We start from the raw sequence: 14841 nt of genomic DNA, 5'->3' as shown, positions 1-14841 counted from the left end.
AGATAGTAGGGGGTTATGGGATCATCTTTCAAGGGCCTTCCAGGGGTTCAGGAATGCATCCATGAACTCCAGAAATTCCTTTTCAGCTTCTCCGATTACATCATCAAGGAGATCAACACTGAAGCCCCTCCTGATCTCCACCCCTATATGTTTACCCATCCTCAGCCTATCCGGCTTTGAAAGCAGGTCCCTCAGATATGAAACTGCGGATCTGTGCCTCCTGGGGGATTCTATGGTGAGCCTGGATCCCTCAACCCAGACCCTCTCATGCTTCCTGAGGAATCTCTCCCTGTGGCGTCGGGACCATACAGGGGGACCATACCTCTTCAGGTATGAAGGGAGCTCCCATACATCCATCTCAAGGACCATAAATGTTGACTTGCTCTCATCACTCCAGTAGTCAGCTCCCAGGACAGAGAAACCCTCCGCCTCAAGGTTCTTAACCACAGAATCAAGGGTCTTCCTCAGCTGGGGGTAGAGGGCATCTGAGGGTACATCCGGGACTCCCGTTGAGATGACGATGACCCTGGAACCCCTGCAGCTGAGGGTCCCGGTTATTTCAGCGGCATCTGTGGAGTAGCTGGGGGGTTGAAAGTACTCTGGGCTCGGGTTCCCCAGGAAGTTCAGGGATGCGGTTACAAATTCAGCCATCCTCTGGAGTGTCAGGGCCGCTGCAACGTTTCTGTTTCTATCAACAGGGTCAACCACCACCAGGGGATCCTCGAATCCCTTACCTGTCCCGTGGCCCTCAAGGTCTATTATGTATCCGGGCCTCCACTGAAGGGCACCCTCGAGGACTCCCTCAAAGTCGCCGTAGCGGAGCACCAGCAGCTCGGCAAGGTACCCTGCGAAGCCACCAACACGGAACTCTGAACCGTAGGTCCCTGTTGACTTCATGAACTGCTTAAGGAGGAGCACATCATCTCTCTGCTCATCCCTGAGGTTCTCCTGTATATATCTTGTGTGGAGTATGGTCCGATCAACGGCCGACCTTAACATGGATGCATCATCTATCCGGTAACAGGGGACGAAGTCCACCTCATAGCCGTCAATGTAACCGGTTACATAGGGGTGGGATGCGTATCTTTCCTCGGCTTCACCACCGAACCTCTCTATGCATCCATAGCCGAGTCTGAGGCCACTCTCCTTGAGTTCATCCTCTGGGGTCGTGAGGGGAAAGTGTATGAATATGTCAATGTCTGCAGCACCTGAAAGCCAGGTCCCCTTGGCAACTGAACCCACGAGGACGGCCTCGGCGTCTATTCCCTGTTCCTCTGCGAGTCCATTCAGGCACTCAACGAGACTGTCTGATAGTTCCATGACCCTCCGGTATTCATCACCGTCGGGTTTTATGGTTTTGAGTATGTTGCTGTAGTCTGTGGTCATAAATCATCACCATGAAGAATTGAAGTAAACTGCAGATAAACTAATCCAGGATAGGAACCGGAGTGAGAGTGCACCAGCTATCCATATAGGGGGCCATGAATCAAAAAATTTTCTGCCACTCATGGGGTCGGATCAGAACCTCAAAGTCTGAAGACCTCCATATCAGTGTAGATTGGCCCTGCAGGTGTGAGTTCACTCCTCTTGAGGGACACCTCACTGACCCTCATTGATCCGACCTCAACGTTCTGAAGTTCCCCTATGAGCTCAGCGAGTTTATCCCTGTTCCTCGGTCCCTTAACCCTCCCTACTGTGAGGTGGGGTACGTAGTCCCTCTCAGGACGGAACCCCATCTTCACGAATTCCATGTCAAGGCTCCTCTGAAGATCTGAGAAGGTTTCAGGGTTTTCAACTCCTAGCCAGACCACACGTATGTATCTGGGGTTCGGGAAGACACCAGCCCCCCTTATGCTGATTTCAAAGGGCTCATAGCCTCGGAGGGTGTCCCTCACCACATTCTCTATCCTCCTGAGCTTACCCTCACCAACATCACCGAAGAACTTGAGGGTGAAGTGCAGGTTCTCTGGTTCAACGAATTTGACCTGGGCATCCGCAGATTTGAGGGTATCCTGTATCCTGGATACATGGTCCCGCAGTCCCTCATCGAGGTCAACTGCAAGGAATGCTCTGACCTTCATTGCTTAACCTCCCCACTATGTTCAAGGCTTCTGAGCCTTTCAAGGCTCTCCCTGGGTGTTTCGATGGTGTTGAGGATGTACAGATCCACCCTGCTGAAGAGTTCCATGAAGAAGTCCCTCCTGAGTCCTGTTTTCCTTTCATCCCGTATGAGCTGGTGGGGGTTGCAGAAGTCGTTTCCGGCCATGTACTCCAGGCCCTCCCTGGCATTCAGCCTCCTGAGTGGAGGGTTTGCAGGGTTTCTCTCAAGGAGCACGACCCTTTTGAGGGTGGTGGAGTCCCTTATCCTGTCCCTGAAGAGCATGCCCACATCTGCGACGCCCCTCCCCATGCTGTCAAGTTTAACAGATCTTATGATATCCGAGTACTCACCCCAGACATCCCCGATGTCATCCCTTATGTAGGAGTTCTTTTCTGAGGCGTATACCAGGACGCCGTTCTCAAAGAGGCGGGTGAAGAACCAGTCATCTGATATGTAGCTGTAGTCCCTATCAAGGAGGAGGCCGTAGGTGAGGGTCGTCTTCCCTGTCCCGGGTGGGCCGATGATGGCAGACCATCCCCCTTCCTGTCAAGGGCTGAACCGTGGACAGAGTAGCGGCGATGCTCTGAGTGATACTCCTCGAAGAAGTCTGAGACCGCTGCAAGGGGCTATGCTCTTAACCCAGCCATAGTAGTCGCAGTTCCTGATTATCACGGTTTTTGATACCGGCTCGTAGAGCACCTCAAGGTCCCCGCCATCTGAGATTGCGAATACCTTTGCATGGGGCCTCACATCGTCGCTCATGAATTTGAAGTTAGCCTCCCATTCCTCCTTGAATGAGATGTTATCGGTCAGTAGCTTGACACAGGCACCGTGCAGGTTGGCCTTCCTCTCAAATAACCTCAGATCTGAGAGTTCAGCGAGTACTTCATCCTTCTCGGAGGGCCCTATCAACTTCACATGGTACATTTTATCCCTTTCTGTAGCGGGGCATGGCTTCCTTCACACACCATCATTTCTCGATTATGGTCTCCTTTATGGCCATCCCGAAGTGCCTGGCGGATTCGTCGAAGTAGACCAGGACCCTGTCACCCTCACCCAGTTCACTTACAGATACCGGTTCACCCTTATCATTCACGAGCCTTATTGTCTCGGCATTCTGGAGGAGTGTCCTGACCTTCATGCCTTCATACTCTGCCTCAACGAGCATCAGGGGCCTCTTTTCGATCTTCACCCTCCCCACAATCGCGGAGCGTGATCTGCCATCCCTGTCCACTATGATGACCTCGTCGCCGGTTTCAAGTTCCGAGAGGTACCTGGTCCTGCCACCGGGCACCATGACGTAGGCCTGTACAGGACCCGCATTGACACGGAAGGGCCTTGATGCCACATACTCACTTTCAAGGGATTCACTGTGCACCAGGAACAGTCCCTGTGAGTAGCTACCCACAAGCATGCCCTCGCCTATCCCCATTATGGAGCATGTGTCCACGCAGACCCTGTCACCTGATCCGATGGGCTCGATGCGGGTTATGGTGGCGGGTTTAAGTTCGTAGGTCTCGCTTTCAATATTCTCAAGGAGGGCTGCAATGTCCTTTATCTGGGATATGTCTGCCGGTTCTATGAGGACACCGTCGGTTCCGTGTTCAAGGGTTTCAAGGGCAACCCGGGCCTCGTCCACGTCAGCCACCGCGGCGATGAGTTTAACATCCTCTTCCTGCAGGTCTGCGATTATGTTCTCCAGGGGGATGATCTTCCAGTCCTCACCCACCAGTATGAGGTAGTCAACGACGCGCCCGAGCCTCCTGGCAAGCTCCTCATGGGCCTTGCTCCTTATCTCCACGTAGGCTGCAACCTGTCTTCCACTTTCACTGAGTTCTGATGCCATTTCAATGTCCCTTGAGTACTCAAGGGTCTCCGGGAGTTCAAGGGTCCCGTCACCCTCACCATCCCTACCTACAAGTACTATATCCGCGTCCTCATCAGGGGAGATGAGGGTCAGGTTACCGAGCTTCTTTATCCTCCCGGAATCGGCGGTGTCCACTATGTGGTCTATCCCTGATTCCAGGGCCGCCGTTATGAAGGTCTTCTTCTCATCCCAGTAGGTGTCGGGGGCCAGGAGCCATGCGAACTTCATCTCACTCGCCACCCTTCAGTATCCTGACGGCCTCCTCGACACTCAGGCCATCATGGACTATGCCTGCTATGGCCCCTGTCATGTTTGCAGGTGAATCGGCCTGGAATATGTTCCTTCCAATGGCGACCCCTGCGCCCCCTGCCTCCACAGAGTCACTGACCATCTGGAGTAGCTCCTCCTCTGTCTCTATCTTTGGTCCGCCAGCTATCACCACAGGGACCGGGCACCCCTTCACAACGTCCCTGAAGGTGTCAGGGTCACCGGTGTAGTTGGTCTTTATTATGTCTGCACCGAGCTCTGCGCCTGCACGGGCTGCCAGCTTCACGACCTCCGGGTCGTGCTCATCATCTATCTTCTTACCCCTGGGGTACATCATGGCAATGAGGGGCATGCCCCAGTCATCACAGATCTCTGCAACGGTTCCGAGTTTTATCAGCATCTCGGGTTCCCTTTCGGATCCCACATTCACATGGACGGATACCGCGTCGGCACCCAGCTTGAGGGCCTTCTCAACTGAGGTCACAAGGACCTTGTGGTTTGGGTCGGGGCCGAGGCCTGTGCTGGCCGAGAGGTGTATTATGAGTCCTATGTCCCTCCCGTATCCCCTGTGTCCACTCCTGACCATTCCCTTGTGCATGAGAACGGCGTTTGCACCGCCACTTGCAACCTCATCTATGGTGCCTGCCATGTCGATTATCCCGCGAACGGGTCCAATGGAGACTCCGTGATCGAGGGGTACTATGACAGTCCTGTCCGTCTTCCTGTTGATTATCCTCTCAATCCTAATCCTTTTGCCTATCATGGGCACCCTCCTTGTATATCTTGCTGGACCAGAGCTTAAATTCCCTGAGTCGTGGGGGGATTCCAGCGTCCCCACTTGACTCAAGCCATCCATACCTGGAGGTGAATGACTCTTCGGTGATGGATGAGCATACAAAGTCCAGGAGCCCCCGGTTCCTTATGATGGAGACCCCTGGTTTGAGTGTGGATGACCAGATGAAGTAGACCTTGAAGGTTGTATCCGGGTGGTAGCCACCTCCAAGGTCCACGCTGAGAACATCACAGCTGTCTATCATGGTGCAGACCTTCTCGAGGGTTTCATGGAGCCGCACATCCCCTGAGATAAATTCAACGTTGTCACGTTCCCTGCTGAGGGACTCCATTACCTCGACAGCCTCGGGGCTGTTGTCGACGGCCACAACCCTCCCCTCAGGTACAAGGTCCGAGATTATGCGCGTTGAGTTACCCACGTGGCAGCCAAGCTCCACGACGGTGTGGGATGGTTCAAGGACCTCCCTGAGGACCTCACGGTAGATGTTGATATCATACACTATCCTTATCATCTGATCACGAAGCTGCTTCTGCTAACATCAATTAATATATCCTTTTAATTTAAAGTATTTTCCCCACAAATCCACATATCTGTTCATTATGAACCTCAGATGTAAGGAAAGGGTCATATAAGGCATAATCCAGCGGTGCTGGAGTTTTCAGAGTCTACGGTCGAGTGGCTGTCGGATCAGGGTCAGGGCCTGGCAGGGTATGTTTTCATATGGACTGAGTTTTGGAGTTCTGAGTACTTCCGGGGCCTGTGGCAGGGTATGTTTTTCATATGGACTGAGTTTTGGAGTTCTGAGTACTTCCGGGGCCTGTGGCGGGGTATGTTTTTCATATGAACCTTGCACCCAGCTGGTCGATACCGTAGGTACTGGTGCCAGCGCCACCGGCGTCAGGGTCCTCTGATAGGGCGAATACTGTGTTCCCCAGCATGGCCATGGAGGCACCCAGCGTACCCTCTGAGAGTTCCTCCAGGGGTTCCCTGAGCTCCCGGGGGATGAGGCCTGCCCCCTCTGCAAACTCCCGGGAGAGCTCCATGAACCGGGCCGGGGCTGGTCTCTTAAGCAGGCGACCTATCATACCACCCCCCATCCTGTTGATGGCCCTCACATGGGCATCATCATGTATCACCGATGCGGTGTCAAGTTCCCCCAGCGTCCGGGTTATAACGTGGAGGCCGTCCTGGATGATCCTGTCAACCCTCCCGTACCCTGGCGGCCCCTCCCGGGTCCTGATGACCATTCCACCTGTTACCTCAGCTATGAGGTCCCCGAGACCGGTTCCGAGTTCAACCTCTGCACGGTGTGCCACCTCACCTGCCATGTTGAAGGTGATGGGGAGTTCCAGTTCAGATGCAATTGCAAGGACGCTCCCGAGGGCGCAGGCGGCTGATGTCCCGAAGCCACACCCTATGGGCACCTCCACCTCGTGGTGGATACTCACCCCCTCACTGAACCCTGTGAGCTCCCTCAGGATTTCAACGGCCCTAATGCTAACTCCATCATCATCTCTCCTTCCGTTCACCCTCACCTTCGTGGTGTCATCTGAACCCCTGAGCTTCACCCCGGTTTTAACACCCCTGTCCAGGACGACACCGGCCCCCCTGGACCCTGACCTCAGGGGGTCCCTCTGCATTACAACCTCGAAGAATCCTGTTATGTGTGCTGGTACAAAGACCCTGGGCTTCATTTTAAATACTTCCCTGAACATACCTTAATCTTTGATGTGTATCAACAGCAATATAATGATTTTCAGGGAGGAGAGAATTGTTGCGACCCTCCCGGTACAGATTGTAATGATTTCATGGAGGGCCTGAAATTAGAAAGAGGATAGATCTTCACACCCACAGCCTCCTGAGTGACGGTGAGCTCCTGCCATCCGAACTTGCAAGGAGGGCCTGTGTACTTGGACATGAGGCAATAGCCATCACTGACCACATAGACGCCTCGAACATAAACACCATAACAAACCTCATCGACGCCGTGGAGGACATAGGTGATAACTGGGACATCACGGTTATCCCGGGGGCTGAGATCACACATGCGCCCGTTGAGATAATTGAGAAACTTGCAGTGAGGGCAAGGAGGCTCGGGGCCGAGGTGATTGTTGTACACGGCGAAACCCTGGTGGAGCCGGTGATCCCGGGCACCAACCATGCAGCGGTAAGCTGCCCGGAGGTTGATATACTGGCCCATCCGGGCCTGATAACGATTGAGGACGTTGAACTGGCCCGTGAGAATGATGTGACCCTTGAGATAAGTGCCAGGAAGGGGCACTGCCTTGGTAATGGTCACGTGGCAGCCATTGCAGGGGAGGTTGGTGTCCCCATCGTGATTGACACGGATACCCATGCACCGGGGGATCTGATCGACTATGAGATGGCACGGAGGATAGGCCTCGGGGCAGGTCTAACCGAGTCCGGAGTGGAGGAGGCGCTTGTGAAGAACCCCAGGAGGCTCCTTAAAAGGAACGGTATCCTCTGAAACTTGAAATGGACTCGGCGGATTTAAGGCGGCTTCAGCTGCTGTGGAATTCTATCCTTCTTTTTTCTTCGGTTCTGCTGCTGATTCAGATAGAATATCTTATATAATCCGCAGCTCTCATAATAATCCCCTGAAAGTGTTCAGATCTTTAATGTCTTCCTTATATAATTTTGCCACCTATATTCGTATTTTGATCCAGGATACTGTTAGAATCCCCATTTCATTTTTTAACTCAATTTAATTAGCTAATCCAGCACTAAATCCATAAGATTCTCGTATAGGTTATCTGAACTTCCAGCGAATTCTTTTGAGTGATTGTTGTTTTTGATTTTCTTTGGAGGATGTGATAATACATACTCCACGAGTTCCCTCAACTTTAAACCACCACTACAGGAAGTAGTAATAAGCATTAAAGAATATACGGCAAAATAATAATACTTTTTGATTTAGAACTAATATTTATATATACGAGAGGAAAAAAATTATGGATTGGTGATAATATGATACTTGAAAATTTTAAGAGAGAATCTCTGATACCGCTGCCAGTGACATTTATCTCAACGACAAGTAAAGATGGAATTAGGAACATAGCACCTTATTCATGTGTTATGCCAGTTTTACGCCCCTTTGATCTGATCTGTGTGGCTTCAGCAAAGATGAGAGACACAGTTGTTAATATCAAAGACACTGGGGAATTTGTTATTAATATGCCAGGGGTTGAAATGGTTGATAAAGTGATACCAACAGCTTCGCATGTTCCTTTTGATGTTAATGAATTTGAACTGGCGGATTTAAAGGAAAGACCCTCAAAAAAGGTTAAAGCACCGGGAATTGAAGGGTGTTATGCATGGATGGAATGTAAACTGCATAACATTTATGAAGATGAGTATGAAGGCTTTCCTTATTTATTGATCCTCGGTAAAGTTGTGCATCTTGAAGTGAACGATGATATCTACAATCCAGAAGATGGTTCATGGGACATAGAGAAGGCTAACCCTTTAATGATGGTAGAATCGGATCGTGGAATGCATTTCTGCACTGTTAGCGATATCAATAAATTTGAACCCTACGGTGCAATGTTCCCGGATGGCAAGGATCCTTTAGCATGGATGTATGAAAAAAGGGAGACCCGCGAATGAAACCAAAAAGTTTAAAAAATTTTGATGAACTGGAAAAGCCACGAGTTCAAAATATTCCAGGTTTTTATGGAGAAAAACTCATTGACGGAGTGGTTATAAATGATCTGAAAATGTTCAGTGATGAAAGGGGATTCCTGATGGAACTCCTTCGTTTGGATGACAAGAAACTGAAAGGAGAGAATATCAGGCAAATTAATTGCTTCATATTCCTATCCAAAGATGATCAAGGGCTGGAATCTTCACTCTAAACAGGAAGATCGTCTGATCTGTGTCGTGGGAATGGTAAAGCTTGCCCTATATGATTACAGGGAAGATTCACCTACATATCAGGTCCTTAATGAGATATTTATGGGTGAAAAATGTCCCTGTGTAGTCTATATCCCTCCTGGAATTTTTCACGGTACGAAAAATATAGGTAATAAAATATCGGTGGTAATCGGAATGCCTTCTCTTCTTTACGATCCTGAAAATGTTGATGAAAGGAGGGTCAATCCTCTTGATAATGATATAATCCCTTATAACTGGAACTGTAGGATGGAATAATTCAAGATGGAAGGTTTCGGCATGCCCAAGTTAATTATTAGTGGTCGAGGCGGAAGTGGAAAGAGCACGCTGGTAACTTTAATAGCTCACACACTTAAAGAACAGAAAAAAAGGGTCCTGGTTGTTGATTCGGATGAATCTAATATTGGATTAAGTGGGATCTTAGGAATTGAGCCAGCAGAGAAAACTCTCATGGATTATCTTGGCGGTAAACCTCGTGTAATGAAAAAGTTGAGGTCAATGATCAGAGATGGGGAAACTGAACCCGAACTTTTCAGGGAAAAATTTGATCTAGAGAGTCTATCACAGGAATTTGTGTGCTGGGTTGGATCTTTAGGTTTAATGCAGATAGGAAAAATTGATCATGCAATGGAGGGATGTGCCTGTCCTATGGGAGCTGTAACGAGAGATTTCCTGAATCATGTAAGATTAGAAGAAGATCAATGGGTTTTAGTAGATACTGAAGCAGGAGTAGAACACTTCGGGCGTGGAATAGTGGAGGGGGCAGATGCTGTAGTGATGGTGGTAGATCCTTCCAGTGATGCAGTTCTACTAGCAGAAAAGGCTGCAAAACTTACCCATGAAGCAGATAAACGTTTTGGAGTAATCCTCAACAAAATTGATGAGGAAACGGAGCCAATTTTGACAGAACTATTAACTTCAGAGGGTAACGAAATTAAAGGTGTTCTACCTTATTCACCAGCTATAACCAAAATGAATCTAAAAGGGGAATCACTGGGAGCATATGCTGTTAAAAATGAAGTGGATGAAATCATCAGGGAATTAATGAAATGTTAGTGTAGAAAACAGCACAGAAGCGCTTTTATCCTGCAGTTTTATAATCCAGAAAAAGAAAAGATCTCCCAACGATTCTCTAGGCTTACATATCCATCATTAGAACAATTCTAAAAAATAAATGAAGAATGGTTTTTTTCTACCCTATCTTCTCCCGGTCCTGAACCTAAGCGTCCATTTATTCTCTGGGGCGTCAACCAGTGCACCGGCCGGTATGGTGAGGGTGTACCAGCTGTTCCGGGATAGCCTGTAGACTGGTTTCACATAGAGGGTGTTACCGGAAACCCATGTCCTGACCCTCACAGATTTACCATACCTGTTTTTGAGGGTTACCCTGCTCCAGTACCTTCCAGGTTTTATTGTCTTTGAGAAGGTGACCCTTATTATCGGCCTCCTTGAGGTTACAGCTCCCGCAGCCGGGCTACTTGAAGTGATGTTTATACCCCTTGAAATGTAGGTTCTGAGGCTTTCAAGGCATGATATGAACATACCTGCGTCGCTGAGCTTTCTTGACTGGCTGTCATATTTATAGGTCTCATATATTATGGTGCTGTATCCCTGTGAGGCTATCGGCACTGTCACGTACTGAGGACTCGTTGCCTTTGGGGGTGTATATACTCTCAGGAAGCCCATCCTGGATACTATCTGTTCCGTGTAATTTATGGTTGCAAGGTTCTCTGAGATCACATAGAGGAAGCGGGGGTATGCGTATCCACTCTGACGGTAAAGGTTTTCATGGCAGTCAATGACCAGCATGGGCTTCTCATTCTTTACATCAGGTACAATGAAGTTCCTTGCAAGTAGCTGGCCGTTCATACGGCCCTTCGAGTAGTCGTAGGCATTGGATGTCACATGGACGCTGTAGAGGACGTATCTTTTTGTGAGGTTTGAGGTCTGGAGGGTCTTCCTCACGGCTTCATGTATACCTGACTCACGGGGATGAACCCCTATTATGAGTCCTATGGTCTCATTGGAGCTCTGGTTACCGTAGTAGTCCTTCTCAACATAGCCGTAACTTGTATTGCCTATCTGGACGGCCTGACTGGATCCGATAAGGGCAAAGATGGTCACTAACATTAGAACTTTCCATAGATTCCTGATATTATCATCCCCTTAATATGAAATATACTTTAATATTTAATAAACTTTGGGTCTCAGGGAATGGTCTCTTTGGTCGGAGTGCTATGCTACATGCGGATCCCGGCTACCGTGCTTACAGTCAGGAACCTCCATATTCAGGGCCCTCCATACCTTACAATAATAACAAAAGATTTATATCATCACATAATAAAATAACACTTTGTAACTAATGGCTCGATGGAGGAAAAAGCCAAAATGAGAAGACTCAGCACATGGAAACTGAAGCTCAGAATGTTCCTGGCGACAGTACTTTTATTCGGATTGATCTATGCGATACTCATGGTCGTAGGATCCATCCTGGGACTTGGAGGACCACTCTTCTATGCCCTCCTGGGTTTCGGAGTGATATTCCTGCAGTACCTCATCTCCCCGAAGATAGTGGAACTCACAATGAACGTCCACTACGTGAGCGAAGCCGAGGCACCCCGACTGCATGCAATGGTGGATGAACTTGCACGAAGGGCCGGCATACCCAAACCAATGGTCGGAATAGCGGAGATCGCATTGCCCAACGCATTCGCCTTCGGAAGAACAAAGGCTGATGGAAGGGTTTGTGTGACCCGGGGAATACTCAACCTCCTTGATGAGGAGGAACTGAGGGCAGTCCTCGGACATGAAATCTCCCATATAAAGCACAGCGACATGATAGTCATGACCCTGGTGAGCGCCGTCCCCCTCATATGCTACTACATATTCTGGAGCACGGTCTTCAGCAGGGATGATGAGGCAAATCTGGTGGGTATTGCAGCCCTCATTGCATACTTCATAGGTCAGCTCATAGTACTCTTCATATCAAGGACAAGGGAGTACTACGCTGACCAGGGTAGTGTGGAGATTGGTGGTCAGCCACACAAACTTGCAAGCGCACTCTACAAGCTTGTGCTACGGCTCAGCCCAGTTCAACAGGGACGACCTGAAACAGGTCGAGGGTGTCAAGGCCTTCTTCCTGAATGATGTGTCAGCGGCGTACGGTGAGATAGAGGACCTCCGCCAGCTTGACATGAACATGGATGGGACCATAGACCTCGCTGAACTCCAGAGGATAAAATACGGTGGAGTTAAGGTCGGACTGGGTGCAAGGATCCTTGAACTGTTATCAACACACCCGAACATGCTTAAGAGGGTTGAGAGGCTGTCCAAATTCACCTGATTCTTTTTTATCTTTCTCTGAGGGAATTGTCTGAGTTCATCAATTTTTTTTGAATTTGAGTTCTTTGAAACGGTTTTTCAGTACCTGGATCTAGATTAGCTGCAGATCCATAGAGTGAGTCACCATGGTGTTGAGACAGAGAAGGTATGTCCTCAAAAAGGAAGATGGTGTCATCAAAAAATAATGTTGCTGGGAATCTCTGATTCTGGAGGTCCAGAAAGGGTTTCAGTACTCCTTCACAACACCCACAATGGCTGACCTTGGAACCCATGTGTTCAGGGGTGTTCTCACAATAACAGAGGTCGGAGTGTAGATGCGTTCAACCTTCTTGTTATCACTCATCAGGTAGACCCTTTCAGGTTCGATCTTGCCGACCCTCTTCACAATGAGGCCGTATTCAGGGTGCCTTGCTATTACTATGTCCCCCACGGTGTACCTGTCTGTCTTGAGGACTATGAGATCCTGGCCGTCCTTCAGTGTTGGATACATTGAGTCACCGCTCACAACGGCCGGCATTGGGAGCTGGTCAACACCGAACTGTGACTCTATCCTGACGTTAACCTCCCTGTAACCGTACCTCTCTGCTATGTCGGTCACGTCCTTTTTTATTGATTCAACGGTGCTGTCAGGGTCATTGATGACATCCGCCATGTAGTCCCCTATCTCCTGCTCCATCCCTGCGGGGACCTTCTGGAAGAAGATGGTGTCGGCCTCAACGGTGATGTTAACACCATCGGTCTTTATGGTTATGTCAACAGAATCCACATGATCAAGGTAGTAAAATGCACCTGAAACGGCGATGATGGCAAGCACTGCAATGGCAATCAGAACCTTCTTCATGGTCAATCCTCCGGCATGAGTTCTCCAATCATTTTCCGGGTTACATCAACATCCATCTGTCCCGGGGCTGTCCCCCTCCCCATTGATGCGAAGGTGATGGGTGAGCCAAAGAGGGCGGCTGCAACCCTCGTGTATTTACCGAGTTCCCCCATGGATATTGCCACAGTGTCCTCCTCAAATGTGAGGAGCTGGAGTACCACCAGGGTGTCTGCCAGGTTCTCTGGCATCACAGCTACCTTGGCGATGTCACCCATCTCCTTAGCCATCCTGACGATCCTCAGGAGGGCCTCCAGTGAGGGCGTCTCCCTGAAGTTATGGTAGGATACGATGCTTCTCCTGGCACTACCTGTGACCCGCTCTATGTCCTCACGGGCACTGCTGAGTTCAATATCCACGAAGTCGGCGACCTCAGCGGCAGCCATCAGCAGCTTTATTCTTTCATCCTCGCTGCCACTGAAATGACCACCCTCGACAGGTGATCGGTTGGTTGCAATCACAGGGAACCCTATATCCTCTATGAGTTCCCTGATATTAACTTCTCCAGGATTCTGGAGGCCATCAATTCTTATTTCAAGGATATCCGCACCTGCATCAATGGCCCTCCCGGCTGACTCAGTAACCTCCGGGGCTGTCTTCTCAAATACAGGGACACAGATCTTTGTGTTCATGTGAAATATTTCTCCCACACTTTTTTGGAGTCTTCAGAGAACTAAAGATTTTAGTGTGATTCTTTATGTCCCTTTTGATATAAAATAATTTTTTGAGGGGAGCGCTGATACCCTCTGAGGCCAGCCCTCCCATATATTTACATGCCTCCCTCCAGTTCCCCATCCCCATGAGATGAGGTCCCCTCTAAACTATTTATTCAGGCAGCTCAAATTAGGTATAGGTGATCGTTTTGAAGATAACTTCCATAGGTGCAGATATATCAGATAACGATACGAGCTGCAGCAGGGAACTTATAGCATCCCTTGAGGCCTCCATACCGGGACTTCTTGATGCGGGTGCAGAGAGCGCGGCACTGACAAACATAACCGGCGACGACGTTGTTATAAGTGCCTTCGTGGAGGATGACATGCTTGAGACCGTGAACAGGGCCATAGTTGAGATACTCAGGGATTCATCAGAGAGCCTGGGAGACCTTGAGGGGATATCAGATGAACCAGACGGCGCGGGGGAGGGCATATCATATGCAGAGGCAGCTGTACGGCAGGACAGGTACCCGGATGCAGTTATACTGGCATTTGACACCTATGGTGGTGAAGACTTCGTGGCTGACGTTGCAAATTCTGCCATAGCCGCAGCCAGGGGCATGGATGGGGTTACCGATGTGAGCCAGGAGATAAGGCCGGGTGTCCGTGAAATCCCCGGGGTGGGCTATGTATCTGATAAGACCGACGACCCGGTGGTTGCTGCGACCATAGAGGACATTGAGAGTGTTGGCGTTGCAGCAGGGGCGATGCTCGGCGCTGCACTCGGCCATAAGAACGTCCACCTTGTAAGGAGGGGCTCACCATCATATGTAATACCCGGCAGCGTCATAGTTTCAGCCACAGCCTTCCTTAACGGTAACCTCATAGACCTCGCAGTACCCTTTGAGGAGAGGACGAGGATACTGAGGGTTTTATGATTTTTTCAGTGACCTCCACCGATGTGGAGTCATATTATCCTTAATTGTGAAGGGCTCTTCAGAACTCTATCATAATTAAACACTTCTC

Annotated in this window: 18 protein-coding genes and 1 pseudogene; 7 read left to right on the top strand and 12 right to left on the bottom strand. The window is 49.6% G+C overall.

The genetic code is table 11. The annotated features are described in order from the left end of the window. Nucleotides 1-21: 21 nt before the first annotated feature. The 8 genes from cca to MTH_RS02675 form a co-directional block, all read right to left on the bottom strand. Nucleotides 22-1386, bottom strand: a complete 1365-nt coding sequence (gene cca, locus MTH_RS02705) for a CCA tRNA nucleotidyltransferase (protein ID WP_010876223.1) — start codon at nucleotides 1384-1386, stop codon at nucleotides 22-24. Nucleotides 1387-1526: 140 nt separating this feature from the next. Further along, nucleotides 1527-2081 (bottom strand): RNA 2',3'-cyclic phosphodiesterase, encoded by a 555-nt coding sequence (thpR, locus tag MTH_RS02700; RefSeq protein WP_010876222.1) that lies wholly within the window; start codon nucleotides 2079-2081, stop codon nucleotides 1527-1529. After that, complete coding sequence (locus MTH_RS10035) at nucleotides 2078-2410, bottom strand: hypothetical protein (protein ID WP_010876221.1); 333 nt, start codon at nucleotides 2408-2410, stop codon at nucleotides 2078-2080. Before MTH_RS10035 ends, thpR begins: the two co-directional genes overlap by 4 nt. Before the next feature lie 237 nt (nucleotides 2411-2647). After that, nucleotides 2648-3028, bottom strand: a complete 381-nt coding sequence (locus tag MTH_RS10030) for a hypothetical protein (RefSeq protein WP_010876220.1) — start codon at nucleotides 3026-3028, stop codon at nucleotides 2648-2650. A gap of 43 nt (nucleotides 3029-3071) precedes the next feature. Then, complete coding sequence (locus MTH_RS02690) at nucleotides 3072-4196, bottom strand: 3-dehydroquinate synthase II (protein ID WP_048060849.1); 1125 nt, start codon at nucleotides 4194-4196, stop codon at nucleotides 3072-3074. Nucleotide 4197: 1 nt separating this feature from the next. Continuing rightward, nucleotides 4198-4998: a 2-amino-3,7-dideoxy-D-threo-hept-6-ulosonate synthase gene (locus MTH_RS02685; RefSeq protein WP_010876218.1), complete on the bottom strand. Its 801-nt coding sequence runs from the start codon at nucleotides 4996-4998 to the stop codon at nucleotides 4198-4200. Continuing rightward, nucleotides 4979-5539, bottom strand: coding sequence for a class I SAM-dependent methyltransferase (locus tag MTH_RS02680; protein WP_010876217.1), 561 nt, complete (start codon nucleotides 5537-5539; stop codon nucleotides 4979-4981). The genes MTH_RS02685 and MTH_RS02680 overlap by 20 nt, the downstream gene beginning before the upstream one ends. Nucleotides 5540-5864: 325 nt before the next feature. Beyond that, nucleotides 5865-6722, bottom strand: a complete 858-nt coding sequence (locus MTH_RS02675; RefSeq protein ID WP_048061230.1) for a pantoate kinase — start codon at nucleotides 6720-6722, stop codon at nucleotides 5865-5867. Nucleotides 6723-6850: 128 nt separating this feature from the next. Between MTH_RS02675 and MTH_RS02670 the strand changes: the two genes are divergently transcribed. Beyond that, nucleotides 6851-7516, top strand: coding sequence for a histidinol phosphate phosphatase domain-containing protein (locus MTH_RS02670; protein WP_048060848.1), 666 nt, complete (start codon nucleotides 6851-6853; stop codon nucleotides 7514-7516). Nucleotides 7517-7761: 245 nt separating this feature from the next. Here MTH_RS02670 and MTH_RS10180 read toward each other — a convergent pair whose 3' ends face one another. Continuing rightward, complete coding sequence (locus MTH_RS10180; protein ID WP_269889786.1) at nucleotides 7762-7890, bottom strand: hypothetical protein; 129 nt, start codon at nucleotides 7888-7890, stop codon at nucleotides 7762-7764. A gap of 126 nt (nucleotides 7891-8016) precedes the next feature. Here MTH_RS10180 and MTH_RS02665 point away from each other — a divergent pair, with 126 nt between their 5' ends. From MTH_RS02665 to MTH_RS02650, 4 genes are read left to right on the top strand one after another with little or no spacing between them, the layout of a single operon-like run. After that, nucleotides 8017-8655 (top strand): flavin reductase family protein, encoded by a 639-nt coding sequence (locus MTH_RS02665; RefSeq protein ID WP_010876213.1) that lies wholly within the window; start codon nucleotides 8017-8019, stop codon nucleotides 8653-8655. Further along, nucleotides 8652-8903, top strand: coding sequence for a dTDP-4-dehydrorhamnose 3,5-epimerase family protein (locus MTH_RS09880; protein ID WP_010876212.1), 252 nt, complete (start codon nucleotides 8652-8654; stop codon nucleotides 8901-8903). The genes MTH_RS02665 and MTH_RS09880 overlap by 4 nt, the downstream gene beginning before the upstream one ends. Beyond that, the gene (locus tag MTH_RS09875) at nucleotides 8875-9198 is read left to right on the top strand and encodes a dTDP-4-dehydrorhamnose 3,5-epimerase family protein (protein WP_197538713.1); all 324 of its coding nucleotides are present in this window, start codon (nucleotides 8875-8877) and stop codon (nucleotides 9196-9198) included. The genes MTH_RS09880 and MTH_RS09875 overlap by 29 nt, the downstream gene beginning before the upstream one ends. A gap of 21 nt (nucleotides 9199-9219) precedes the next feature. Then, on the top strand, nucleotides 9220-9996 hold the full coding sequence (locus MTH_RS02650) for an AAA family ATPase (protein ID WP_048060846.1): 777 nt from the start codon (nucleotides 9220-9222) through the stop codon (nucleotides 9994-9996). 141 nt (nucleotides 9997-10137) lie between these two features. Here MTH_RS02650 and MTH_RS02645 read toward each other — a convergent pair whose 3' ends face one another. Then, the gene (locus MTH_RS02645) at nucleotides 10138-11070 is read right to left on the bottom strand and encodes an Ig-like domain-containing protein (protein WP_010876209.1); all 933 of its coding nucleotides are present in this window, start codon (nucleotides 11068-11070) and stop codon (nucleotides 10138-10140) included. 258 nt (nucleotides 11071-11328) lie between these two features. On the opposite strand from MTH_RS02645, the pseudogene MTH_RS02640 reads away from it, so the two are divergent. Next, nucleotides 11329-12283, top strand: a pseudogene (locus MTH_RS02640) (zinc metalloprotease HtpX). A gap of 225 nt (nucleotides 12284-12508) precedes the next feature. Here MTH_RS02640 and MTH_RS02635 read toward each other — a convergent pair. Beyond that, nucleotides 12509-13123, bottom strand: coding sequence for a S24/S26 family peptidase (locus tag MTH_RS02635; protein WP_048060845.1), 615 nt, complete (start codon nucleotides 13121-13123; stop codon nucleotides 12509-12511). A 2-nt stretch (nucleotides 13124-13125) separates the two neighbouring features. Then, complete coding sequence (gene aroD / locus MTH_RS02630; RefSeq protein WP_010876205.1) at nucleotides 13126-13791, bottom strand: type I 3-dehydroquinate dehydratase; 666 nt, start codon at nucleotides 13789-13791, stop codon at nucleotides 13126-13128. Between the two features lie 230 nt (nucleotides 13792-14021). Between aroD and MTH_RS02625 the strand changes: the two genes are divergently transcribed. Next, on the top strand, nucleotides 14022-14753 hold the full coding sequence (locus MTH_RS02625; RefSeq protein WP_048060844.1) for a hypothetical protein: 732 nt from the start codon (nucleotides 14022-14024) through the stop codon (nucleotides 14751-14753). The last annotated feature ends 88 nt before the right edge of the window (nucleotides 14754-14841 follow it).

Origin of the sequence: Methanothermobacter thermautotrophicus str. Delta H (genome assembly GCF_000008645.1) — an archaeon.
In the GTDB taxonomy this organism is placed as follows: domain Archaea; phylum Methanobacteriota; class Methanobacteria; order Methanobacteriales; family Methanothermobacteraceae; genus Methanothermobacter; species Methanothermobacter thermautotrophicus.
The sequence above is the reverse complement of the archived record's forward strand: the minus strand, read 5'-3'. Positions and strand labels throughout refer to the sequence as shown.

What these genes read in the sequence shown, in the direction of transcription:
- thpR (WP_010876222.1), bottom strand. Translation starts at nt 2,081, where the DNA reads ATGAAGGTCAGAGCATTCCTTGCAGTTGACCTCGATGAGGGACTGCGG.
- cca (WP_010876223.1), bottom strand. Translation starts at nt 1,386, where the DNA reads ATGACCACAGACTACAGCAACATACTCAAAACCATAAAACCCGACGGT.
- MTH_RS02675 (WP_048061230.1), bottom strand. Translation starts at nt 6,722, where the DNA reads ATGAAGCCCAGGGTCTTTGTACCAGCACACATAACAGGATTCTTCGAG.
- MTH_RS09880 (WP_010876212.1), top strand. Translation starts at nt 8,652, where the DNA reads ATGAAACCAAAAAGTTTAAAAAATTTTGATGAACTGGAAAAGCCACGA.
- MTH_RS02680 (WP_010876217.1), bottom strand. Translation starts at nt 5,539, where the DNA reads ATGATAAGGATAGTGTATGATATCAACATCTACCGTGAGGTCCTCAGG.
- MTH_RS10030 (WP_010876220.1), bottom strand. Translation starts at nt 3,028, where the DNA reads ATGTACCATGTGAAGTTGATAGGGCCCTCCGAGAAGGATGAAGTACTC.
- MTH_RS02650 (WP_048060846.1), top strand. Translation starts at nt 9,220, where the DNA reads ATGCCCAAGTTAATTATTAGTGGTCGAGGCGGAAGTGGAAAGAGCACG.
- MTH_RS02635 (WP_048060845.1), bottom strand. Translation starts at nt 13,123, where the DNA reads ATGAAGAAGGTTCTGATTGCCATTGCAGTGCTTGCCATCATCGCCGTT.
- MTH_RS02690 (WP_048060849.1), bottom strand. Translation starts at nt 4,196, where the DNA reads ATGAAGTTCGCATGGCTCCTGGCCCCCGACACCTACTGGGATGAGAAG.
- MTH_RS10035 (WP_010876221.1), bottom strand. Translation starts at nt 2,410, where the DNA reads ATGGGGAGGGGCGTCGCAGATGTGGGCATGCTCTTCAGGGACAGGATA.
- MTH_RS02685 (WP_010876218.1), bottom strand. Translation starts at nt 4,998, where the DNA reads ATGATAGGCAAAAGGATTAGGATTGAGAGGATAATCAACAGGAAGACG.
- MTH_RS02645 (WP_010876209.1), bottom strand. Translation starts at nt 11,070, where the DNA reads ATGTTAGTGACCATCTTTGCCCTTATCGGATCCAGTCAGGCCGTCCAG.
- MTH_RS09875 (WP_197538713.1), top strand. Translation starts at nt 8,875, where the DNA reads ATGATCAAGGGCTGGAATCTTCACTCTAAACAGGAAGATCGTCTGATC.
- MTH_RS02665 (WP_010876213.1), top strand. Translation starts at nt 8,017, where the DNA reads ATGATACTTGAAAATTTTAAGAGAGAATCTCTGATACCGCTGCCAGTG.
- aroD (WP_010876205.1), bottom strand. Translation starts at nt 13,791, where the DNA reads ATGAACACAAAGATCTGTGTCCCTGTATTTGAGAAGACAGCCCCGGAG.